Below are 20,643 nucleotides of genomic sequence, written 5' to 3'. Positions count from 1 at the left end.
ATGCGGGTGCATCTGATGCGCGTGCATGCTAAGATGCGCGGCATGGAGTCGGAGACGGCCCTGGTGGGCCGGTGGCGTTCGCTGGCGACGTGCTACAACACGGTCGCCTGCGACCTCGATCGCTCGCTGCAGGAGGCGCACGGCCTGAGCATGAGCGAGTTCGAGACGCTCGACAGGCTCGTCGAGGCCGACTGTGAGAAGCGCCGTATGCAGGAGATCGCCGCGGCGATGTATCTCAGCCAGAGCGCGCTGTCACGGACGGTCGCCCGGCTGGAGAAGCACGGCCTGGTCGAGCGCGTGATGTGCGAGTCGGACCGCCGCGGCGTGTTCGTCGCCGTGACCGAGGCCGGCCGCGCGCGGCACGCCGAGGCGCACAAGACCCACATCGATGTCCTCGCCAGGCACCTGCCCGTCCCCGTGTCCTGACGCGCCCGGCGAGCGAAGGCCGGAAGCCCCAGGCCGCCTCAGCCGGACGGCCTGACCAGACCCAGCTCGTAGGCGATGATGACGAGCTGGACGCGGTCGCGCGCACCGAGCTTGGCGAGCAGCCGCGCCACGTGCGCCTTGGCCGTCGCCACGCTGATGACCAGTTCCGCCGCGATCTCCTGGTTGGACAGGCCGCGCCCGACCAGGGTGAGGACCTCGCGCTCGCGCTCGGTGACGCCGTCGGCGGGGCGCGGCGGCTTCGGTGCCGGTTCCGGCCGCGCCGCGAACTCCTCGATCAGCTTCTTGGTGACGCTCGGCGCGATCAGGGCCTCCCCGTTCGCGACGACGCGGATGGCCGCCAGGATCTCCTCCAGCGCCATGTCCTTGACGAGGAACCCGCTGGCGCCCGCCCTGAGCGAGCCGTAGACGTACTCGTCGTCGTCGAAGGTGGTCAGCATCAGGACGTGCGCCGTCCTGATCCGCCGGGTCGCCTCGATTCCGTCCATGTCGGGCATACGGATGTCCATCACCACGACGTCAGGGCGGGTCTCGTCCACCAGCGCGACCGCCTCGGCGCCCGTCCCGGCCTCGCCGACGATCTCCATGTCGGGGGTGTCGGCCATGAGGACGCGCAGGCCGGTGCGGATCAGCGGCTGGTCGTCCGCCAGCACGATGCGGATCGTCATGCCACCGCCGCCGGCAGGGGGAGCTTCGCCGCCACCCGGAACCCGCCGCCGGGGCGCGGACCGGCGGTGAAATCGCCGCGCAGCAGCACGACCCGCTCCCGCATCCCGATGATGCCGTAGCCGGTACCGATCAGGCCGCCGCTGCCGTCGTCGTCGATCTCGACGGCCACCTCCTCGTCCCGGTAGTCGATCGTCACCCGGCAGCGGTCGGTGTCCGCATGGCGGACGACGTTCGTGACCGCCTCCTGGACGATCCGGTAGGCGGAGAGGTCGACGTCCGGCGGGAGCGGCCGCGGCTCTCCCACCCTGCGGACCTCGACCTCGACGCCCGCGTCCATCGTCGCCGCGGCCAGGCGGCCGAGATCGGCCAGGCCGGGGGCGGGACCGAGCGGTGCGGCGCCCGGGTCGTCCCTGCGAAGGGCGGTGAGCATCCTGCGGAGACCGGACAGGGTGTCGCGGCTGGTCGCCTCGATCGCGTCGAGCGCGTTACGCGCCTCCACCGGCTGCGTGCCGATCACCCGTCCGCCCACGCCGGCCTGGATCGCGATGATGCCGATGCTGTGCGCGACCATGTCATGCAACTCCCGGGCGATCCCGAGCCGCTCGGCCGCGACGGCCTGCGCCGTGGCCTGCTCGCGGAGCATCTCCGTGTGCGCGCGCCGCGCACGGATGGAGTTCCCCGTCATCCACGTCACGGCCATCGCCAAGACGACGGTGACGTGGAGCACCGCGTCCGCGGACAGCCACGCGAGGACGGACAGGACCTGCAGCACACAGGTGACGGCGGCGACGGGGACCGAGATCCTTCGCTCGCGTGCCGCCGCGATGTAACCGGCCGCGAGATCGGTGAGCAGTATCTCCAGCCCGGCGATCGTCCCGCTCCGCGTCTGCATGAGGGCGACGATCCAGGCGAAGAGCAGGATCCCGTGGGCCGCCAGCGGACGGCGCCTCAGCAAGGCCATGACCAGCGCCGTGAGACCGGCCGACAGAAGCACGGCCGCCTCGCCGGGGAACCTCGGCGGGGAGACCGTCATGAACAGGACGCCTGGATAGAGGGCGGCCCCGCACCAGGCTAGGACCGTCCCGGCGACTCGGCGCGCTCGACGCCGCGGCAGGGCTGACATGCGCCGATCGTAACCTTCGGCCACCCGCCCGCACATTGGCCCGCAGGCGTAATCCTCCAGGCTGTGAGCGGCGGCGATAAATGTGTCCGACGGGCCGATGCCGGGCCGCCGCACCGTCGGCACCGTTGTTTCCATGAAACGCTGGGCGTCGTTCTTACTGGCCTTAGAAATTCTGGGAATCGCGCTCTTCTCCGCGATGTACGACTCGCTCGATTTCCGCATCTATTGGCTGGGCGGGCACGTCGTCACGGACGGCTCCCGCCTCTACCATGAGCGAATCGCCGGCCTCTGGTTCACCAACACCCCCTTCATGGCGGCGTTGTTCGCACCTCTCGCCGCATTGCCGCTCACCCTTGCCCGGATGCTGTGGCAATCGGCCGCGTTCGCGGCCTTCATCTGGGCCTGCTCCCTGACCGCGAAACTGGCCGACCGCCGTCCGCCGCTCGTCGCGGCCGTCGCCGCCGGCCTGCTTCTGGAACCCGTCCGGCACTCCTTCTTCCTCGGCCAGGTCAACCTCTTCCTCTTGGCCCTCGTCCTCGCGGACATGCACCGGGCGGCCCTCGGCCGTCCAGCCGGGATCGGCATAGGCATCGCCACCGCGGTCAAATTGACACCGGCCATCTTCATCGTCCTGCTACTGCTCACGAGAAGGACCAAGGACGCCGTTACGGCCCTTGCTGCTTTCGCCGTCTGCACCTTGCTCGCCTACGCGATCGCACCCGACGCGTCCCGCACCTATTGGCTGCACACCTTCTTCGACACGTCGCGCGTCGGCGTCACGTATATCAGCAACCAGTCACCCTATGGCGCGTTGGCCCGCGCTCTCCATGGCACAGCCGAGATAGGCAGCTGGTACACCGCTATTCCATTGACCATCGGCGTTTGCGGTCTCGCGATCGCCGCACTCTGGGCAAGGCGCGGCGACTGGCTGAGCGCCACCGCGATCACGGGCATGACCGGCCTGCTCGTCTCCCCGATTTCCTGGGCGCACCACTGGGTGTGGGTCGTCCCGGCCCTGGCCGTCCTCCTCCGCGACGGGTGCCGGAAGACGGCCTTGGCCGGCTGCGCCATCTTCGTCCTGTCCCCCTTGTGGTGGACACCCCACAACGGAGACCCACGCGAATACGGCCTGCATCTCCTGACACCGGTAGCCAACTGCTACCTCATCGCCGGCCTGTACTTCCTCGCCCACATGGCCATCCGTCTACGCCACGAACACGACACTCGTGGTGCCACTTCGGTCTCGGTGAGGCGCCCTTCATCGGCCGTGGACGGAAGCCCCGCGAAACTCATGCTCTAGCGCTCTGGCAGCGTCGCATGCGGAGGTGTCGGCCTGATGTCGATCATGGTGTTGGTGATCGCCCATCTTTCGTGGTCGCGCCAGGCGCCATCGATGTACAGCAGCTCGGGAGAGCAGCCCTCATAGCGGAAGCCGACTTTCCGAACCAACTTGAGGGAGGCATGGTTGTCGGGCTGGATCTGGGCTTCGAGCCGGTGAAGCTGCAATTGCTCGAAGGCGTAGCGCACCACCAGCGTGAGCCCTTCGGTCATGTAGCCCTGGCCGGCAGTAGAAGCAAAGGCCGCGTAGGCGATGGACGCGGACTGGAACCGTCCCCGAATGATGCTGTTGATGTTGACCACACCGGCGATGGCTCCACTGCCGCGCACGCAGATCAACACCGACTCTTCATCGGGCTGCGCGTACCGCGCTAGGTACCCCTGATACTGCTCTGGCGTGGACGGCAGAGACACCCATGGGCGATGCAGATCCGCGCTGGCGTTCACCAAGCCGAGGAATTCGTCCTGATCATCGCTGGCGAGGTGGCGCAGAGTCACCCGGCTGAAGCTGTTCGACTGCTCGGCTTGGAAGACCTCGATCCCCGCATCGTCCACAGACGGGACGATACCGGGCGGACAGGGGCAGGACGGCTGCGAGGCTGTACGGCGCCCCGTAAGGCGCGCGGCAGCCGCCGTCAACCGCGAAGCGCCCTTGAAGGCGACCGGACCCGAGCCGGTACCGCGACCACGACCGGACCTGCTCGCCAGACCGCCAGATCAGCGAGGGGGCGCGGCGGACGCGTTCGTGCGGGTCGTGCACGAAGCCGTGTAGACACCGCTGACGGCAAAAGGCCCCTTGCGGTGATCGCAAGGGGCCTTTGAGCGGAGCCGCCTGTCGGAATCGAACCGACGACCTATTCATTACGAGCGAGCTTCAACAAGCATGGGGCACGGATCTGAGTCGCCGAGACCTGCCATCCACGTACGTCAACATCCGCCGCTGAACGTCCCCGTCGTCAGGCAGCGAGTCAGTCGCAGACTGCCGACTCCACAGACCGGGCGCTCATGACGGCGTCGAACCGCTGACTCCTCGCTTGTAAGCCAAGATCACCCAGTGAAGGCCCAGCTCCCGCTCCCGCGCACCGGTACCCAACGGGCCACCAACGTCCGCCACGACTGTCACTCAGTTAGACACTCCACCCGGCGCGCTCGCATGCTGGCCGGCAGCCGCTCATCGCGCGCCACGCGACCGTGGGGAGCCGCCGGGAACGCAGTGCCGCCGTCCGCCGATGCGACCACAGACCTCCAACCTCGAACCCCCAGGGATCTCTGGTGAGGACTATCGCCACGCCCTCAAGGGCGCCCGCTACGCGGTCGCCGGCGGCCGCCCGCCCCGGCGCGCCGGGCATGCGGCCTCTCCGGTCCGGTCCCGCCGCGCCGGCCCGCCCGTCCGCCTAATTGGCTGTCAGCGACTACGATCAGTAGTTCGACGACAGACTAACGACGGCTGGGACTACTGCCAGCGCTGAAATTCGGTTCACAGAAGCACCGAACAGGATCGGCGATGTCATGCCGGGCCAGCAACTCCGGCTGAAACTCAATATGCGCGTCCTGGAAGTGCATACCGTGCTCCCTGGTTACTTCCAAAGTCTCAGCCTTGACCATTGCCCTTCGCGCGTCAAAGACTACTAGAAAGCCACGTCGATCGTAGGTACCAGCACGATCCCTCGTCCTGTCGAGATAGTCAGCAAGCTGCACCAAGCCGTCCCTGGCTCTCTGTTCACTCCACTCCTTCGTCATTTTTGAAGGATTCAATGAGCCGCTCTTGCCAAGCCACTTTATCTCAATAACCACGATCCGATTGGAGTCTGCCCATTTCACGGTGATGTCGACCGGATTTCTGTCATCAACAGGCGTTTCTTGGGTAATGTCTGGGTTTCCGTCCCGCAGGCTGCTCTTGAGATGTTGATAAAGAGAAAATCTCATTATCTCCTCGGGTTTCGAAACCCACATTACCCGCCCCTCCTCACGCCAAGCTGAGGCGAGAACGCGGCACTCGCTTGACCGGGCCAGTTTTACAGCATAGTGATGCAAACAATGAGCAAGGTCACGAAAGCGGGATAGGCCAAAAATTCTCGTGTACGCCATTGACTCGGGAATCTCGCCCTCGACACCGTCAACCCATATGCGTTCACCGGAGGATGGTTCATATCGATATACGATCGAACCATCTGCTATCGAATCTAGAGGCAGAATCTCCTTCCACACTTTGTAACTCCCGTCAGGAAGGGCTTCTATTGTTATTGTGCCCGCGTTATGAAGAGAGAGTTCGCTAGCTTCGTCAATCAAATATGGGTCGACCGGATAAGCGCGTGATTCCGGTGCTGTCTGGAAGAAAACGGTGAGGGATTCGCTAATCGACTCGTAGTCAATCGCGTTATGTACTTCTTTGAGGCGCGGCAGGAACTGCCGTAGCGCCTTCGCACCAGGACCACCAAGGTCTCTGGCAATCACAGCGAAATAGTGATTCTGGGCCATCTCAGCAAGGCGTTCCAAATCCTTCACCCTGGGCCTCCGCCAGTCACGAACGTTCGTTGTCTTGCTCAAGCAAAAAACTCAACCACACAACAGCTGGAAGCATGTAGTCTGGAACGTCCTGGCCAAAACTGCGCTCCAAGATTTGGAAATGCTGATAGATCTGTGAAACTCCGGCCTCATCCAGAAGGTGTCGTGAGTGTCTAAATAGCTCTGCATTGTGCAGTTGTGGTTCCAACTGAATGCCATCAGTGACAGACTGAAGGGGTAGAGCAATGGCTGCCCCCGTCGAACCACGAAGGTATGGGATACGCTGCTTGAATCGTGATAGACGCTCCCACCGACCCAATTCGGCTTGACCGTCCTCGGTTACAGTCATGAAGTCGTCGGCTGCCTCTATTAGCCCACTACCGGTGAGAGAGCGCACGGCTGTGAGCAAATCCATACTGAATGGAGACGCGTCAGGTGTCGCTACGAAAGAGTAGCCCCACTTAGAGACCGCCCGCCCATCATATAGCCCAAGGATGCACGCGAGATACAGAAATACATGAATCTCTACAAGACTCAGGGACTGACCACCTTGAGCCAACTCGTGGAGGACGTACAGAGCGTCGAAAGAAGCATCAGGGTTGACGACCACCGTGGCCTCCGCCATTCAGGCAGTCCTCGATTGCGTGAAATGATTCATCAAAAAGATCCTCCGCATCGGCCTGAACCTCGGATAGGACGGCCCAAGTCGTCATCCGTTCTACGTGCATAAGCTGACGCCGGCAAGTGCCTGCGAGTTCAAGAACGAGTCGACTCGAATTCAGGTTCGCTGTCATCAGTAGCCGATTACCACGTGTTACGAATCGGCCGAACATCTCGCCAGCACGCCGTTCGTAGGCGATATCAAGCGACCCCTCAGGAGTATCGATGTACAGGCAAGCTGGTGAATCATCGGGAACCATAAATTCAGAAAGAGCCATGCGCAGAGCGATATCGATAAAGTAGCGCTGGCTCTCTGACAGCTGATCAGATTCCCGCCTCTCGTTGCCGTCGATAGAAACGACGAGCTGCGGACCGCGGGCTCTCTGCTCTAGGACAAGGGTCAGATCCAAGCCGAGGAATGCATGAGCCAAAGACTGAAATCTTGGGACGAAGTCCCTTTCAGCCAGCGCATAAGTTTCAGCAAGCTCGCGCTGGAGTGGCTCTAGAAGAGCCTTGTATTCGTCCCTGCGGCGACGGAAGTCATCGCGTCGACGTGTCGCTTCGCTTTGTTCTGTTTCGCATTGCTGTATCATCGCGCGAACGTTGGCGCTTGCTTCAAATGCAGTTCTTCGAGAAAGGTATAGCGAGTTATCTTCTTCGAACCGCGCTAGTTGTTCCGAAACGAGCAGGTACTCCTGCCGGATGTTACTGAGCTCCGAAGAAACACGCTCAAGGGTGGCCTGCTTCTCCTCGACAAAACTTTGCGATCGGAGAAGTTGCTCATCAAGAGCTTCTAGGCGCTCAAAGCCGGCATCATTGTCGGACTTCGCTTCTATTGCAGTACGGCATAGTGGACACACTTCAGAGTCCACTAGTCCCTGAATTTCCGCGGTGTCAACCCCGGAACTGCCACAAACGCCGCACTCCGCCGAACTTAGCAGTCGGGCTACTAGGGGATGATGCGAAGGAGACAGGCCTGGGTTTAGCCGTTGCCCGAACAGACGGTTGTACTCCACGGAGAGCGCGTGGTGGCTCGCCACTGCGGTGCTGACTGCGAGACGCGCGTCTTTTTCTTGAGCGGCCTTCTCGGCAACCTGCTGCTCTAGGATGTCTTGGTTGTTCTCAAGCAATTCATGCTGGTCTTCCAGGTCTGTGTCGGCCTCGAACGCGACGTCTGATTGGTTTATCAGCCGGGCTTTTCGGTCGCGGGCCGCCGTTGCCTGATACTGAGCGTTCCTTGCTTGAGACTCAAGCTTGTCAGCCTTACGCTGCCACTCGCTTGCCTGATTTGCCTTAGCGGCGTCGAGGCCAAAAACAAGGTATAGAGCGAATCGTGCAACTTCGGCATCCCAAAACAGGAGGTGGCGACGTTCATCGAACGTAAGCAAAAAATGCTGAAGAAAAACTAGCTGCTCAAATTGGGCGAGTCCAGTGTGCTCAAGTATCAGAGTCTTGTAGTGGTCGTGAAGTTCGGAACCAGCTGCATTGTCTTCGAAATCGACGGTCTTGTCCACGTCGACCCCCGGCCCGGAGACAACAAGCCGCCGGAGACTCGCGGGATCGAAGAACCCGCGAGTCACGGTGTAGTTGTAATCGCCGACAGAGAAGTCGAGCGTCACTTCGGCGATTTCTCGATCTCTTTGATTAATCCTTCCTGTGAAGTACTCGGCTGCATAGGGGAGACTGTGTCTATAGTACTCCGACAGCGAGAGGATCTTTTGACGTGACGACGCAACAATGCCTGTGATTCCATAGTTAATTATGGACAGGAAAGTTGATTTCCCAAGGCCGTTGGCCCCGACTAGACAAAAAACACCTTCACCCAGTTCAACTATATTCTCAGTTTTATTTCGATAAAGGCTAAAGTTTGACAGCTTGACTCTTTGCACCAAAGGAAACTGCATTATCTGGCTGTCCCTCCCCGTCAAGATCATGTGCTGATTGAGTCTAGACCTAGAGTAGCCGCAAGGCTACCACTCAACCAGAGGCTTGAGAGAGGTGTGATCTCCGGATGGTCAACCGGCTGGACACGCCACTTTGGCTGTTCGCTCGCCTTGCGGATCGATCTTTCCGTAGGATGCGCCCTTGAGATGCTTCGCTTCTGGCCACATGTGGTCTTCGTCGATAGGGTCCTTGTGGCTGGCTCGCCATCACGTGCAGGAGCCAACTACGAGAAAGGGTGTGGATGTCGCAGGCTGATGTTGATGACCTGGTGAATCACTACACGATGCTCCAGGAGGGTTGGAGTGTCTGTGAAGAGACGGAAGTTTACGCGGGCCTCGTCGTGCCTAACGGTAACTCCTTGTGTCCCTTCCACAGATGGTTCCATCTGAAAGAAGCTTACTCAGCCTCTCTTTTCGATCACATCATGAAGGACTTTGGTGCGCCTTCAGGAAACGCGCTTAGGGTCTTTGATCCGTTCTCAGGTAGCGCTACAACTTTGCTCAGCGCAATTGATTACGGTGCGTCGCGATCGCTTCAGTGTTCGGTCTATGGTGTAGAGCGAAACCCCTTCTTGTGGGAACTTGGAACCGCCAAGATCGAAGCCAGACTTGGCGGCTCTGACCTAGCTGCACCGCTAAAAGCTGCCTACGAACTAGTGCTCGATGAGTTCAAGCGTGTGGATACCTCCAAACTTGAACTTCCGGATCAAGCCACCCTAAGTAATGGGAAGTATTTCCCGAAAACAAGCGTGCAGGATTTGATAGCCCTTCGAGAGAGCATCTCATTGTCTTCTGAAGGGACTATTAGGTCGATCTTGCGTGCATGCTTGGCGAGCAGTGTTGAAGTCTGCAGTCGTTTGCGTCGAGATGGACGGGCATTGCGGTATGTCCCCGGCAGGATTCCTCGGGCGGCTCTTGCAGTTTTCGGCGAGCGGGTAAGCCTGGCGATCGAGGATTTGCATTGCACGGAGCCAACCGATGCTTCTGTTGGGCTACACCTAGGTGACGGCAGGCAACCTCCATCGTGTGTGCGCGGAGATGGATACGATTGGATCATCTTCTCTCCCCCTTATCCAAATAACATTGACTATACGGAGGTCTACAAAACCGAAGCTTGGGTCCTTGGCTGTTACTCCACCTCCCGTGAGATGCGAAATCAGCGACTATCGACTGTAAGAAGTCATCCTAGCGTGAGGTTCGAGCGTAATTACTTCTATGATTCTCTGGGCTTGGCATCTGAAGTAGAAGCAATCATTTCTCCGGTGCTCGATACTGTTCCAGTAGATCGATACAGTCTTGACCGGAAAGAGATGATTCGTGGCTATGCCGACGACATGCTAAAGACTCTACATGAGTGTCGCGGATTGATATCGCCACAAGGTCGTCTGGCTTTCATTGTTGGCAACTCCGTTCACGGTTCTGGCGGAAATTCCTTTATTATTGCAGCCGACGTTCTTATGTCTGCTCTCGCAGAACTTGCTGGGTGGAAGGTCTCTGAGATTCGAATTGCGAGACGACTGCGGCGTAGGAAGATTGAATCAGATTTCCTTCGTGAGAGCGTGGTTGTACTAGATCCTTCATAAACATGCTGGGTGGCGGCTTCACAACCAGCGTTCGTCGGGCACCTACGGCCGGCGCTACGATCGCCCCGCGGTTGCCGTGTTGGGAGCTGCGGGGGTCATCACTGCGAGACTCATGCGGCTGGCCAGGGCCTTTAGGGTCGCCGCCGTGCCGAATCCGTGCCGAGGTCTCTGCTCGGTGCCGGGAAGGTACCGCTCAGTGCGGGGCAGCGGCGGTGTTGCAAACTTCCTGCCTGGATGTCGAAGGCACATGCTGATACGCGAAGCCGTACAGGGCGACTGTGCCGGTTGTGCGTGCGCGAAGCGGGGGCCTCGCGGCCCCCAGCCCCCCGCGGGCCGGAGGGCACGCCCGCGCGAATCCGTCTGTCACAGCGTCTCGCCGTTCGCACGGGCGCACCCTCCGGGACGGGTGTGGGTGCTAACGGCGGTGCTAACAACGGGGTCGGATGAGCTTGGACCGGCGTGGACGTGCGGGAGGCTGCGGCGCTGGTCAGGGGGCATGTAGGGACGTGCCTGGACAGCTTTGATCTTGCTTGTAAACAGACGGCAGTGGGTGGAGCGCGGCCGGCCGTGGCGGCGGACACGTAGAATCCGAGCCCATGGCCCCGTTCGGAGATGTCAAAGCCTCGTTCTGGGGGACTGGTGACCACGGTGTTCCACCGCCCTTGGTGGCGGGGGCGATCGAGGAGGCCGAGGGCCTGCTTGGGGTGAGGCTTCCCCTGGCTCTGCTTGATCTCCTGAGGGTCCAGAACGGTGGTCCGGTGGCTGACGCTTGGAACGCCTTCCCGACTGACCAGCCGAACTCATGGAGCCCCACTCACGTCCCCCTGGCCGAGCTGTTCGGGATCGGTCGCCGTGAAGGCACCTTGTCTCTCTTCGACACCCCGTACTTGGTCCAGGAGTGGGGCCTGCCGTCCCCAACCGTTCTCTTGTCAGGTGATGGGCACTACTGGATAGCGTTGGACTACCGCGCAAGCGGGCGAGAGGGCGAGCCGTCTGTCGCCTGGATCGATGCCGATCTAGAAACCGAACTCTGGCTGGCGGCAGACTTCCGATCGTTCGTCCAGAGGCTCGTCCCTGCCGCCAGCTAACTCGGCGTGCCGAATGCGGGCCTAAGCTCGACGGCTCGAGAGAGAAGTGTCAGGTCGGGGCGGATCAGCGGTGGGACTGTAAATCCGTCGGAGCCGCCCGGCGCTGATCTCGCTCTAAACGGGCGCTGTGGCTGGTAGCTCCTCAGTGGAGGACGTGGGTGCCGTCGTGTTGGCGGATGGGGACCGCCGGATGCTCGGCCAGGGCATCTTGGACTCGGATGGCGAAGGCTTCGTCGGCCAGCTCGGCGGCTTCGTCGGCTGTGACCCAGCGGAAGGCGGAGGTCTCGTCGGACTCTCGGAGGGTGCCGGCCTCGGCCTTGCAGCGGAAGACCAGGGCAATGATGCCGCGGGGCATGTTCTTGTAGACGCCGGTCAGAGCCGTTGGCGTCACCTGCAGGCCGGTCTCTTCCTCGACCTCGCGGCGGAGGCCCGTGAGGATGTCCTCGTCTAGCTCCAAGACACCACCAGGTGCCTCCCAGTGGCCATTGTCTCTGCGCTGGATCAGCAGGGCTCGGGCCTGATTGTCAACGACGACTCCGGCCACGCTGACCGAGTGGCGACTGTCGGCCTTCACAGAAGGGAGGTTCCATCGTGAGCGCGGACGAAGGGGCCGTCCTCTCGGAGGGCGTCCGTCACCCGAATAGCCCGTGCTTCGGGCATGGCTTCGACTGCCTCTGACGGGAGCAGCCACGCGACCGACGTGGCCTCGTCTGTGGTGTGAGGTTCGCCGGCGACAGGGCGGCAAAGAATGGCCAGCGAGACGACGCCCAGCTTCATGTTCTTGTACACGCCGGTCAGCCGCTCCGGCTCGACCTTTACGCCCGTCTCCTCAAACACCTCTCGGACGACGCCTTCGTAAGGCGTCTCATCCAGTTCCAGGACGCCGCCAGGCGGCACCCATCGACCGTCGTCAGCTCTCTTGATCGCGAGGATCTTCCCATCAGCGCGCCTGACGACCCCCGAGACGCTGACAGAGTGCCGCGGCAGTTCAGGATCGGGCTTCACTCTTCAGCCGCCCATTCGTAGGTCAGCTTCCACAACTGGCTAGGGAAGACGTTGACGACGACTTCTAGGGGACTGCCCACTCGGTCGTAGGCCAGACGTACGACCTCCAAGACGTGCTGCGCAGAGCTGATGCGCAGGAAGTCAGCCTCTTCGTCCGTGGGCCGTCGGGACTCTATCTCCTCGGTAAAGCGAACTACTCGATGACCACGCTCGGCCAAACGTTCGTAGAGGCCGGTAGGACCCGTGTCAGGGAAGGCGATGTCAACGCCTCCGGCGATGGACATCGGGATGTAGGAGGCGGCCAGCTGGACAGGGCGTTCGTCCGCGAACATATGGCGCTTCCGGATGAGGGTCTTCTCGCCCTCTGGCAGGTCGAGTCGTGTCGCCACCTCGTCCGGCGGGTCAATTTCCTCGACCTGCTTTAACTCCGTCTTTGGACTCAAGCCCGCCTTGCGCATGCCCTCAGCGAAGCTACTACCCGAACCGTTACCGCGAGTCGGGATACGGCGGACTCGCTTCACAGTAGGAATGTCGAGGACGAACGATCCAACCCCGCGTTCAGTGCGGATGAGACCTTCGGATTCGAGAAGGCCGATGGCCCGGCTGATCGAGGTCTGGTTGAGTCCGTACTTCCGAGCCAGCTCGGGCTGGCTCGGGAGCGCAGCTCCTGGGCCGTAGGTCCCGCGGGCGATGGCTTCACGGAGATCGTCGGCCACCTGCCGGTAGCGCGATCTCGGGTGCTGCAGCGGCACGGGCCACCTCCGAAGCTGCGAAGACCTATGACAGCAAGCCTAGCGCTCAGGGTCGTCGAGTCCGCTTCCGTGCAGGTCAGGGGCCACTTCAGACTCACACCTTGCCGCTTATGACATATGTGTTAGGCTCCGCCTCGTCTGCTAGCGACCGACCACGGACGCTCGCGAACCAACACGGAAGGCCCGGAAAGTGCCATCTCGGGCCACCGACATCTGGAGGTAGCCATCGTGACCATCTCCCCCATGCCAACAGCTCCGGTGCGGCTGTACCGGGTCAGCGAGGCGATGGAGTTGCTGTCGCTGTCCCGGTCGGTGATCTACGAGCTGATCCGGTCGGGCCGGCTGCGGTCGGTCCAGGAGGGCCGCTCGCGCCGGATCCCGGGCTCGGCGATCGCCGAGTACATCGCGCTGCTGGAGAGCGAGGCCAGTTGATGGCCCGCGAGCGCCGCAAGCCCGGCACCGACCTGGCGGTTAAGCCGGTGGCCGCCGAGGGCATACCCGCGGCCGGTCTCCGGATCCGTCTGATCGGTCTCCCGGACGAGGTGCTGGCCGGGGCCGAGGTCCTGGCCGAGGCGTTCGACCTGATCGAGGTGTCGTCGGCGTGCCCGTGCCGTGGCGCCTCTCGGAACGTGCGCGCCTACCTGCAGGTGCGCCTCAAGAGCCCCGGAACGTAGAGCGGCCCTCGTCATGGCGACGCAACCGCCTGACGAGGGCCTTGATCGGACCTCAGGAGGTCCAACCCGATGAACCTTCATTCTGACACTCCCTCCGCCCCGTTCTGGGTCGATGCGGAGTACGACCGGGAGTACGCCAGCGACGGCGTCTCCCGGTACGACGCCTACGTGCGTGACTGGCTGGGCGGCTCGTTCGCCGGGTGCTGGGACGGTACGTGGGGTGAGCCGTCGACCAGGCTGGCCGAGTTCGCGGCCGCGGCCTGGCGGACGGCGACCGGGCCGGTCATGGCGCCCGGCTACGTCCGCCACCAGTCGCGGGTGCTGAGCACCTGCGTGGAGCGGAGCCAGTGGGACGGAACGCTGGTCGCGGCCGTGAGCCTGGTGGCGCCCTGGCCGACGGCGCTGGCCCAGTCGTTCGACTGGCAGCGCGGCCGGTACTGGCGCGACTGGCCGACGGAACTTCGCGGTGAGGGCTACGACTACGTCGACCCCACCGAGAAGGACGTGACCGAGTACCCGTTCATGCAGGCCAGCCTCGCGCTGACGTTCGCCGTTCCGGTCGGCCTGTTGCCGGCGGCTCCGAGCGGCCCGACCGACGGTGTCGAGTACGCCGCCCGGCAGGCCGTCGAAGGGCTGGTCACCGAGCTGAACCGAATGGTCGGGCCCGTCATGGACGTCCTGGAGGGAGGACGTTCGCGATGACGTTCCTGAACAGGAAGCCGCCGACCTCCGACGTGCCCGGGAGTCCGGAGGAGCTGGCCCGTGAGCTGCAGCGGCAGCGGGAACTGGCGGACGCACGGCGGGTCGACGAGCTGGAGCGGCTCCGGGCGGAGGCCGGTCACGGCCGGGCGCGGGCGGACGTGGCCGAAGAGTCGCGGCTGGCCGAGCTGGCGCGCGCCGAGCGCGAGGCCGACGTCCAGGCCGAGGCGGAGCTGGCTCGGATGCACCGGCAGTTCCGGGCGGCCGGGGAGCGGACGCGGGTCAAGGCGTTGATGGCTCGGTCCGGTGAAGCTCGTGCGCTGCGTCTGGAGTGGCTGCGCAGTCGGAACCTGTACGTCCTGGTGCCGCTGCTGGTCGGATTCGGAATCTGGTCGACGACCGGTGTCCAGCAGGGCGCCGCACGCATCATGCAGGTCGACTCGCACAGTCCGGTGTGGTGGGCACTGTGGGGCCTGGAGGCTCTGCTGATCGGCACGGTGTGCTGGATCATCGCCGTCCGCGCACGGCTGGCCGGTGCCGGCGGTGAGCTGTCGAGGCAGGCGGAGAAGATCGGCGTGGGCTGTCTGACCACGTCCGTCCTTCTCAACCTGGTCGCGGCCGTGCCCGCCGGCCACAGCACCCACGTGTCCGTGTGGGCGGTCATGGGGGCTATGTCCGCCCACGCGCTCGGGCCGGTCGGTGCGGCTGTGACGGCGCACCTCATCGGCGTGATCGACAGGTCGATCAGCACGGCCGATCCCTGGCACGACAAGGACGGTCAGGCGATGCCGCGACTGGCAGAGATGGACCTGCGAAGCGCCGAATCGGCGCTCGCCGAGCGCGGCACCGCCGTTTCGCCTCTGGACGCTTCCGACAGCGCCGAGGAGGGTGACGCTGAGGGCGCTGGCATCGTCCCGGTGGTGGCGTGGCCGGTCGCCAGCGGTCAGCGGCGAATCCTGCCGGTCATCGCTCGGCCTGCCTCGGCGCGCACCGCCGCCGAGGGCGGGGAGACGAGGCCGCGAATCGGTGACGACCGGCCGCAAGAGCGGAAGTCGGAAGCGCCCCGTAATCGGCGTCCGAACAAGGGCGTCCGGGTGCCGGAGAGCGCGAAGCCCGCGCCGCCGCGTGGGCTCACCGACGAACAGCAGTGCGAGCGCATGGTCGCTGCGATCGACCGGGGCGAGCTGCCCGAGGACGCGTCCATTCGCCAGGTCCAGAGCGCTCTCGGCCTCGGGTTCGCGCGAGCCAAGAAGGTCAAGGAGCTGTACGCCGAGCAGCTCGCGGACATCGAGCGAGCCATCGTCCAGGTGCTGCCCGAGCCGGATGAGCCGCCGGCGACGTCGCGCGCCGAGCTGTCCGTGGTGGGCGGCGAGCGGTGATGACGACCTTCCGCACCGGACACCACGCCTGACCAGAGCCGGATATCTCCCGGCCTCCATCGTCTCGGGCAATTCCGCCCGTGACCAGCGCAAAGGGCCCCGCCGACGGTCCCTAGGAAAGACAACGGCGAGGCCCACCTCAAGAGAGGCAGGTCCAAGTATGTCCGATCAGAGCCGGTCCAGCAGCGGAGGCACCGCGACCGCGCCCACGTCCTCGATGTGGGGCAAGAAGGGCCGCGGCTACCCCGAGCTGGCCAAGGGCGGCAAGAAGTGAGCGGCAAAGCGTGCTGCCCGACGTGCGGCAGCGCGCAGAACGTGACCTACAAGGGCCGCGAGGGCGGCACCGGGCCGAGTCAGGACGTCTGGCGGTGCTCCCGGGACGGCGAGTTCCGCACCGCCGCCCGCTGACGACACGGCACCAGGGGCCGGCTCCGCGGAGCCGGCCCCTCTCCCCCAAGACCAACACAGGAGCTTCTCCGATGTTGAAGAGCATTCCGGACGCGTTGCGGGCGCGGATTGACCGCTCGGCCGCGCGCCGCCAGTACGCCGATCTGCAGGACACCCTGAACGAGACCTTCGACGACCTGTACGTGGCCCAGGACCACGACGACCGGGCGGCGCTGCAGGACCGCGCCGCACAGCTCACCGAGCAGCTGGCCGAGACGCACACTGCCGCGTGGGGCCGCGAGGCCGACGCGGACGGACGGCCGATGGCCTACTCGCTGGCCGGCCAGGCGGCGTTGCTGCGCCAGGTCGCCGCGACCGAGCGCGCGGTCATCGGTGCGGTCCCCTGGGCTGACGCCGAGCCGCTTCCGGGTGACGAGTACAGGACCGAGCTGCTGGCCTGGACGGAACTCGCGCACACCTCGGCGCCGGACCGGCGCGCGTCCTGCCTGCGGCGGCTGCGCTCGCTGGCCGCTGAGCACCTGGGCGACCGGGCCGCCGAGGTCCTGGTCGTGCTCGCCGAGGTCGAGGAGCATCGGGCCGGCGGCAGCACCAAACGCCCCTCCCGGCACCGGCTGTCGCGAGTGCTGATCGGCGCCCTGATGGCCGTGCTCGCCGTCGTCGGCGTCGTTCCGGGCCTGGACGTCCTCGGCCGGATCGTGCTTTGGGCCGCCGTCCTCGGGACGGCGTACGTGGCGCTGTGCGTCTACGTCGGCGTCCGCGGCCGCGCTCAAGGGGTGAACCGGTGAACGCCCGGGCCCGGCGGTCGCTGGCCGGGGCGGTGCTGCTGTTCGTCCTGGTCTTCCTGGTGGTGTGGGCGGCGCTGACGATGTGGACGGCGATGTACGGCAACGCCGCCTGCATGGTCGCGGCACTGACCGCCTGGTGGGCCGTCCGCTCGCGCCCTTTTGTCCGGAGGCGGCGGTGAACGCGACGCAAGGCGCCGCCAAGGGCTCGAGCTTGTCGCGGCACTTCCGGATCCAGACGCCGCCCGGTCCCGCCTTCTGGGAGCGGTTCGGCCCGGTGGCGCGTGGCGTGCTCGCTGTGCTGTCGCTGCTGGCGACGGCGCTGGACGCGCTGGTGACCGCCTTGCTGGGAACGGCGCCGCTCGCACCGCGTCTGTGCAGGGCCGGACGGGTGCTGGCCGATGAGTACCGGGCCGGACGCGCCGGCGCCGTCGACGCCGAGGTCATCGACGACAACGAGAAGCGGAGGGTGTGGCGATGAGCAACATCACCGAGCTGTCCAACGTGGAGTTCCGCGGCTCGCTCGGCGAGGCGTTCAAGACCTACGGCCAGGAGCTGGAGGCGCTGGCCGACCGGTGGAAGACCGAGCTGGAGATCGCCGCCGTGGACGCCGAGGCCGCGATGGGCACGATGAAGGGCCACCTGCTGCTGTTCGGCCTGGACTCCAAGATCCGGGCCCGCCGCGTGGCCAAGCGACTCAAGCGCGCGCAGGACCTGGCCGCCTCGGTGGCCGACAGCGCCGACCAGTTCCACCGCTCCTACCGCAAGCACTTCAAGCCGTCCTGACCAGATCGGGGCGGCCGGGTCCTCACAGGTCGGCCGCCCCGATCCGGGATGTGCCGTGAGCAGGGATTCCAGGAGGTCAACGTCAGATGGGTTCGGGAAGTCGGCGGCTGGACGAGATCGCCGCCATCGAGTTCCGCGGCAAGGTGCCCCGGCAGGTCGCCGCCTACGCCAAGGCCACCCAGCGCTTCGCGCACGACCTGGCGCGCGAGCTGGACGCCGCCGAGTCGGCCGCGGACGCGGCGATGCGGCAGCTCAAGGGGCACCCGCTGCTCGCCGGGGTGGACGTGGCCGTCCGGGCCTGGTGGGTGAGCAGGCATCTGCGCGACGCCCGGGAGCTGGTCGAGGGGGTCAGCGCCGAGGCGGTGAAGTTCAACATCCAGTTCCGCAACGAGTTCCTCGACGGCGAGGACCGCGCCACCAAGAAGAGCGACTACAAGGGCGAGGTTGATCTGTGATGGCTCGCAAGACGCAGAGCCTGCAGCTGGTGCAGGACGCGACGATGGAGCGCATCGCCGTGTCGGCGGTGTCCAAGGTGGGCGTGCTGGTGCCGCCGTGGGCGGTGCTGGGCCTGGAGGCCGCCGGCGGCGCGGTGTCGCACGCGATGTGGGGTGCGGCTCCGGCGGTGACGTGGGCGGCGGCCGGATGCACGCTCGGTTCCACGCTGCTGACCGCGCTGACCTGGCTGGCCACCCACCGGCGGCGGATGCTCGGACGAGTCCACTCCACCGTGACCGCAGGTGCCGCGACCAGCTGGTTCACCGTGGCCACCATCACCGGCGTGACCGCCGACACCACGGCGGGGGCGCTGTTCTTCGGTGGTGCGACGCTGGCGTTGAGCTGGAACATCCGAACCGTGATCCGCGGCCAGGGCGACGGCGAGTCGTCCGAGGACGCGCTCGGTTCGCTGTTCGACCGGGCCAAGGAGCAGGCCGGGCTCAAGGGCGCGCGGGTGCGCGCCACCGAGGTCACCGACCACAAGGTCAAGGGGCAGATGCAGCTCCCGGCCGGGGAGAAGACCGCCGAGGACGCCATCAAGGCCACCGACCGCATCGAGTCCGGGATGCGGCTGCCTCCCGGCTCGGTGATCGTGGCGCGGGACGACGACCGCGCCGACCGGGCCCACGTCACCGTCTCCGACCCGCGCGCCATCCGCCGCCCGATCGCCTGGCCGGGGCCGTCCCGCCCGGGCGGCTCGGTGGACGAGCCGCTACGGATCGGGATCTACCAGGACGGTGACGAGGTCGAGTACCGGTTCGTCGGCCATCACCTGCAGATCATGGGCATGACCGGCAGCGGCAAGTCCATCGGTGGCGCGTGGAACATCGTCGCCGAGATCATCACCCGCATCGACGCCGCCGTGTTCTCCATCGACGTCTCCAAGGACGACCAGACCATGGGGCCGCTCAACGCGGGCTTGCATCGCTTCGAGACCGGCAAGGCCGGCGCCGTCGACCTCATCCGAGCCATGCACGCCGCGATCCCCGAGCGCACCAAGTGGCTGGCCGCGCACGGGTACCAGGCATGGGAGCCCGGGTGCGGGCTGACCTACTGGTACCTGCACATCGAGGAAGTCCCCAAGCTGTTCAACGAGCTGGCCGGAGAGGACGAGGAGCGGCTGGCGGAGATCCTCAAGGAGATCCGCTCTGCTGGCGGCAGCGTCATCCTGTCGCTGCAGCGCGCCGACTACACCCAGATCCCAACGCTGATCCGCTCCCAGATGGCCAAGATGTGCTTCGGGCTGTCCGACCCCGACGACGTCAAGTACGGCGTGTCCGCGCGGCAGCGCAAGGCGGGCGTCGAGCCGCACGAGTGGGAAGACCACTACCCCGGCATGGCCTACCTGGACGGCAAGAGCGTCCGATCCACGCACTTCGCGATGCCGCTGCGCACCTTCTCCTGGGGTGCCGGCAGCGCGGAGGCCAACGCCGCGATGGCCGCGCACGCCGCCACGTTCCCGGCCGCCGCCAAGGACGTCGACCACTTCACCGCCGCGCTGAGCCGCCTTCGGACACCGGCGCCCGTCCAGGACCCGGCTGCGGCTCCTCCGACAGTGAGCCCTGCCCCACAGGCTCGTGAGGGCGACGTCGTCCAGGACGAGGAGCGCGAGGCGTTCACCGCCGCCTTCGCCGAGCTGCTCGGCGACGCGGCGGAGCTGGTCATCGCCGTCCAGCACGCGTCACCGCAGACGTTGCAGCGCAAGCTCCGTGTCGGCCGTGAGGACTCCCTGCGGCTCCTGGAGGCCCTGGAGCGCAAGGGCGTCGTCGGACCCACCGGCGACGACGGTGAAGGCCGCCCCGTCCTGATGAGCACCGCCGACGGCGCCGAGGCGGCTGCTCGGCTGCGAGACAGCGGTGACCCGGTGGCGGCCGCGCTCCGCACCGATGACCCCGATCCGGCCATTACCGCAGGGGCCGGCGACCGCGTCCAGGAGCCGACCGACGCCGAGGCCGAAAGCCTCGTCAGCGAGGACGACGACCGTGAGGCGATGACACCGGCCGCCGCCCGCGGGCTGGTGTACGACTGGCTCCGGCACCGCCAGGAGAGCCGGAGGCCGTCGTTCACCGCCTCCGACTCCGAGCTGACCGCCGTCCGCAACCGCTCCGGCAACGGCCGCGCCTGGATCTACAAGGTCCTCAAAGACCTGACTGCCCGCGGCGTCCTCCGGGCCGACAAGTCCGGTAGCAGCACGACGTTCAACATCGTCGACCTGTCGCCCCTGGACCGCGACGACCTCGGGCACGCCGCATGAGCGGCCGTGTGAGCGTGACGCCGCTCCGCACAAGGCCCGGCTCCCGTGCGGCTGCG

At 65.2% G+C, this 20,643-nt stretch carries 24 protein-coding genes; 15 read left to right on the top strand and 9 right to left on the bottom strand.

What is annotated here, in order from left to right:
* Positions 1-42: 42 nt before the first annotated feature.
* The gene (locus tag ABT299_RS16765) at positions 43-426 is read left to right on the top strand and encodes a MarR family transcriptional regulator (protein ID WP_190859560.1); all 384 of its coding nucleotides are present in this window, start codon (positions 43-45) and stop codon (positions 424-426) included.
* A gap of 38 nt (positions 427-464) precedes the next feature.
* Here the strand turns inward: ABT299_RS16765 and ABT299_RS16760 are convergent, their stop codons facing one another.
* Entirely contained in the window at positions 465-1,112 is a 648-nt protein-coding gene (locus ABT299_RS16760; protein WP_500251317.1) for a response regulator, read from the bottom strand.
* A complete protein-coding gene (locus ABT299_RS16755; RefSeq protein WP_500251316.1) occupies positions 1,109-2,236 on the bottom strand; it encodes a sensor histidine kinase in 1,128 nt (375 codons plus the stop codon). Before ABT299_RS16755 ends, ABT299_RS16760 begins: the two co-directional genes overlap by 4 nt.
* 133 nt (positions 2,237-2,369) lie before the next feature.
* Here ABT299_RS16755 and ABT299_RS16750 point away from each other — a divergent pair, with 133 nt between their 5' ends.
* The gene (locus ABT299_RS16750; protein WP_500251315.1) at positions 2,370-3,536 is read left to right on the top strand and encodes a glycosyltransferase 87 family protein; all 1,167 of its coding nucleotides are present in this window, start codon (positions 2,370-2,372) and stop codon (positions 3,534-3,536) included.
* On the opposite strand, the gene ABT299_RS16745 is transcribed toward ABT299_RS16750, so the two are convergent.
* From ABT299_RS16745 to ABT299_RS16730, 4 genes are all read right to left on the bottom strand, one after another.
* Positions 3,533-4,129 (bottom strand): GNAT family N-acetyltransferase, encoded by a 597-nt coding sequence (locus tag ABT299_RS16745; RefSeq protein ID WP_500251314.1) that lies wholly within the window; start codon positions 4,127-4,129, stop codon positions 3,533-3,535. The two genes, ABT299_RS16750 and ABT299_RS16745, sit on opposite strands and share 4 nt — an antisense overlap.
* 882 nt (positions 4,130-5,011) lie before the next feature.
* Positions 5,012-6,079 carry a hypothetical protein gene (locus ABT299_RS16740; RefSeq protein ID WP_500251313.1) on the bottom strand — a complete coding sequence of 356 codons (1,068 nt, stop codon included), beginning with the start codon at positions 6,077-6,079 and terminating at the stop codon, positions 5,012-5,014.
* A 16-nt stretch (positions 6,080-6,095) separates the two neighbouring features.
* Entirely contained in the window at positions 6,096-6,704 is a 609-nt protein-coding gene (locus tag ABT299_RS16735; protein WP_500251312.1) for a hypothetical protein, read from the bottom strand.
* Entirely contained in the window at positions 6,673-8,673 is a 2,001-nt protein-coding gene (locus ABT299_RS16730) for an AAA family ATPase (protein ID WP_500251311.1), read from the bottom strand. Before ABT299_RS16730 ends, ABT299_RS16735 begins: the two co-directional genes overlap by 32 nt.
* 251 nt (positions 8,674-8,924) lie before the next feature.
* Here ABT299_RS16730 and ABT299_RS16725 point away from each other — a divergent pair, with 251 nt between their 5' ends.
* Both ABT299_RS16725 and ABT299_RS16720 read left to right on the top strand, forming a co-directional pair.
* Positions 8,925-10,265, top strand: a complete 1,341-nt coding sequence (locus ABT299_RS16725; RefSeq protein ID WP_500251310.1) for a hypothetical protein — start codon at positions 8,925-8,927, stop codon at positions 10,263-10,265.
* 596 nt (positions 10,266-10,861) lie between these two features.
* Positions 10,862-11,353, top strand: coding sequence for an SMI1/KNR4 family protein (locus tag ABT299_RS16720; RefSeq protein WP_500251309.1), 492 nt, complete (start codon positions 10,862-10,864; stop codon positions 11,351-11,353).
* 142 nt (positions 11,354-11,495) lie between these two features.
* On the opposite strand, the gene ABT299_RS16715 is transcribed toward ABT299_RS16720, so the two are convergent.
* Genes ABT299_RS16715 through ABT299_RS16705 form a run of 3 tightly spaced genes read right to left on the bottom strand, consistent with a single transcriptional unit; the run spans position 11,496 to position 13,110 of the window.
* Positions 11,496-11,927 carry an NUDIX hydrolase gene (locus tag ABT299_RS16715; protein ID WP_500251308.1) on the bottom strand — a complete coding sequence of 144 codons (432 nt, stop codon included), beginning with the start codon at positions 11,925-11,927 and terminating at the stop codon, positions 11,496-11,498.
* Positions 11,924-12,358: an NUDIX domain-containing protein gene (locus tag ABT299_RS16710; RefSeq protein ID WP_173095399.1), complete on the bottom strand. Its 435-nt coding sequence runs from the start codon at positions 12,356-12,358 to the stop codon at positions 11,924-11,926. Before ABT299_RS16710 ends, ABT299_RS16715 begins: the two co-directional genes overlap by 4 nt.
* Complete coding sequence (locus tag ABT299_RS16705; RefSeq protein ID WP_173095400.1) at positions 12,355-13,110, bottom strand: GntR family transcriptional regulator; 756 nt, start codon at positions 13,108-13,110, stop codon at positions 12,355-12,357. Before ABT299_RS16705 ends, ABT299_RS16710 begins: the two co-directional genes overlap by 4 nt.
* 243 nt (positions 13,111-13,353) lie before the next feature.
* On the opposite strand from ABT299_RS16705, the gene ABT299_RS16700 reads away from it, so the two are divergent.
* The 11 genes from ABT299_RS16700 (at position 13,354) to ABT299_RS16650 (ending at position 20,587) form a co-directional block, all read left to right on the top strand.
* On the top strand, positions 13,354-13,542 hold the full coding sequence (locus ABT299_RS16700) for a helix-turn-helix domain-containing protein (protein WP_173095401.1): 189 nt from the start codon (positions 13,354-13,356) through the stop codon (positions 13,540-13,542).
* Positions 13,542-13,784, top strand: a complete 243-nt coding sequence (locus ABT299_RS16695; RefSeq protein ID WP_500251307.1) for a hypothetical protein — start codon at positions 13,542-13,544, stop codon at positions 13,782-13,784. The genes ABT299_RS16700 and ABT299_RS16695 overlap by 1 nt, the downstream gene beginning before the upstream one ends.
* 69 nt (positions 13,785-13,853) lie before the next feature.
* Positions 13,854-14,486, top strand: a complete 633-nt coding sequence (locus ABT299_RS16690; RefSeq protein WP_500251306.1) for a hypothetical protein — start codon at positions 13,854-13,856, stop codon at positions 14,484-14,486.
* The gene (locus tag ABT299_RS16685) at positions 14,483-15,862 is read left to right on the top strand and encodes a hypothetical protein (RefSeq protein WP_500251305.1); all 1,380 of its coding nucleotides are present in this window, start codon (positions 14,483-14,485) and stop codon (positions 15,860-15,862) included. The genes ABT299_RS16690 and ABT299_RS16685 overlap by 4 nt, the downstream gene beginning before the upstream one ends.
* Before the next feature lie 270 nt (positions 15,863-16,132).
* The gene (locus ABT299_RS16680) at positions 16,133-16,270 is read left to right on the top strand and encodes a hypothetical protein (protein ID WP_500251304.1); all 138 of its coding nucleotides are present in this window, start codon (positions 16,133-16,135) and stop codon (positions 16,268-16,270) included.
* Between the two features lie 71 nt (positions 16,271-16,341).
* A complete protein-coding gene (locus ABT299_RS16675) occupies positions 16,342-17,055 on the top strand; it encodes a hypothetical protein (protein ID WP_500251303.1) in 714 nt (237 codons plus the stop codon).
* Positions 17,052-17,234, top strand: coding sequence for a hypothetical protein (locus ABT299_RS16670; protein ID WP_500251302.1), 183 nt, complete (start codon positions 17,052-17,054; stop codon positions 17,232-17,234). The genes ABT299_RS16675 and ABT299_RS16670 overlap by 4 nt, the downstream gene beginning before the upstream one ends.
* Entirely contained in the window at positions 17,231-17,533 is a 303-nt protein-coding gene (locus ABT299_RS16665; protein ID WP_500251301.1) for a hypothetical protein, read from the top strand. Before ABT299_RS16670 ends, ABT299_RS16665 begins: the two co-directional genes overlap by 4 nt.
* On the top strand, positions 17,530-17,838 hold the full coding sequence (locus ABT299_RS16660) for a hypothetical protein (protein ID WP_360750109.1): 309 nt from the start codon (positions 17,530-17,532) through the stop codon (positions 17,836-17,838). The genes ABT299_RS16665 and ABT299_RS16660 overlap by 4 nt, the downstream gene beginning before the upstream one ends.
* Before the next feature lie 86 nt (positions 17,839-17,924).
* Entirely contained in the window at positions 17,925-18,293 is a 369-nt protein-coding gene (locus ABT299_RS16655) for a hypothetical protein (protein WP_173095410.1), read from the top strand.
* Entirely contained in the window at positions 18,293-20,587 is a 2,295-nt protein-coding gene (locus ABT299_RS16650) for a DNA translocase FtsK (protein WP_500251300.1), read from the top strand. Before ABT299_RS16655 ends, ABT299_RS16650 begins: the two co-directional genes overlap by 1 nt.
* The last annotated feature ends 56 nt before the right edge of the window (positions 20,588-20,643 follow it).

Source organism: Spirillospora sp. NPDC000708 (assembly GCF_040299565.1).
GTDB lineage: Bacteria > Actinomycetota > Actinomycetes > Streptosporangiales > Streptosporangiaceae > Spirillospora.
This window is presented reverse-complemented; position numbering and strand designations above follow the sequence as displayed.

What these genes read in the sequence shown, in the direction of transcription:
- ABT299_RS16725 (WP_500251310.1), top strand. Translation starts at nt 8,925, where the DNA reads ATGTCGCAGGCTGATGTTGATGACCTGGTGAATCACTACACGATGCTC.
- ABT299_RS16650 (WP_500251300.1), top strand. Translation starts at nt 18,293, where the DNA reads ATGGCTCGCAAGACGCAGAGCCTGCAGCTGGTGCAGGACGCGACGATG.
- ABT299_RS16720 (WP_500251309.1), top strand. Translation starts at nt 10,862, where the DNA reads ATGGCCCCGTTCGGAGATGTCAAAGCCTCGTTCTGGGGGACTGGTGAC.
- ABT299_RS16760 (WP_500251317.1), bottom strand. Translation starts at nt 1,112, where the DNA reads ATGACGATCCGCATCGTGCTGGCGGACGACCAGCCGCTGATCCGCACC.
- ABT299_RS16675 (WP_500251303.1), top strand. Translation starts at nt 16,342, where the DNA reads ATGTTGAAGAGCATTCCGGACGCGTTGCGGGCGCGGATTGACCGCTCG.
- ABT299_RS16655 (WP_173095410.1), top strand. Translation starts at nt 17,925, where the DNA reads ATGGGTTCGGGAAGTCGGCGGCTGGACGAGATCGCCGCCATCGAGTTC.
- ABT299_RS16755 (WP_500251316.1), bottom strand. Translation starts at nt 2,236, where the DNA reads ATGTCAGCCCTGCCGCGGCGTCGAGCGCGCCGAGTCGCCGGGACGGTC.
- ABT299_RS16690 (WP_500251306.1), top strand. Translation starts at nt 13,854, where the DNA reads ATGAACCTTCATTCTGACACTCCCTCCGCCCCGTTCTGGGTCGATGCG.
- ABT299_RS16700 (WP_173095401.1), top strand. Translation starts at nt 13,354, where the DNA reads ATGCCAACAGCTCCGGTGCGGCTGTACCGGGTCAGCGAGGCGATGGAG.
- ABT299_RS16750 (WP_500251315.1), top strand. Translation starts at nt 2,370, where the DNA reads ATGAAACGCTGGGCGTCGTTCTTACTGGCCTTAGAAATTCTGGGAATC.
- ABT299_RS16685 (WP_500251305.1), top strand. Translation starts at nt 14,483, where the DNA reads ATGACGTTCCTGAACAGGAAGCCGCCGACCTCCGACGTGCCCGGGAGT.
- ABT299_RS16695 (WP_500251307.1), top strand. Translation starts at nt 13,542, where the DNA reads ATGGCCCGCGAGCGCCGCAAGCCCGGCACCGACCTGGCGGTTAAGCCG.
- ABT299_RS16660 (WP_360750109.1), top strand. Translation starts at nt 17,530, where the DNA reads ATGAGCAACATCACCGAGCTGTCCAACGTGGAGTTCCGCGGCTCGCTC.
- ABT299_RS16735 (WP_500251312.1), bottom strand. Translation starts at nt 6,704, where the DNA reads ATGGCGGAGGCCACGGTGGTCGTCAACCCTGATGCTTCTTTCGACGCT.
- ABT299_RS16730 (WP_500251311.1), bottom strand. Translation starts at nt 8,673, where the DNA reads ATGATCTTGACGGGGAGGGACAGCCAGATAATGCAGTTTCCTTTGGTG.
- ABT299_RS16765 (WP_190859560.1), top strand. Translation starts at nt 43, where the DNA reads ATGGAGTCGGAGACGGCCCTGGTGGGCCGGTGGCGTTCGCTGGCGACG.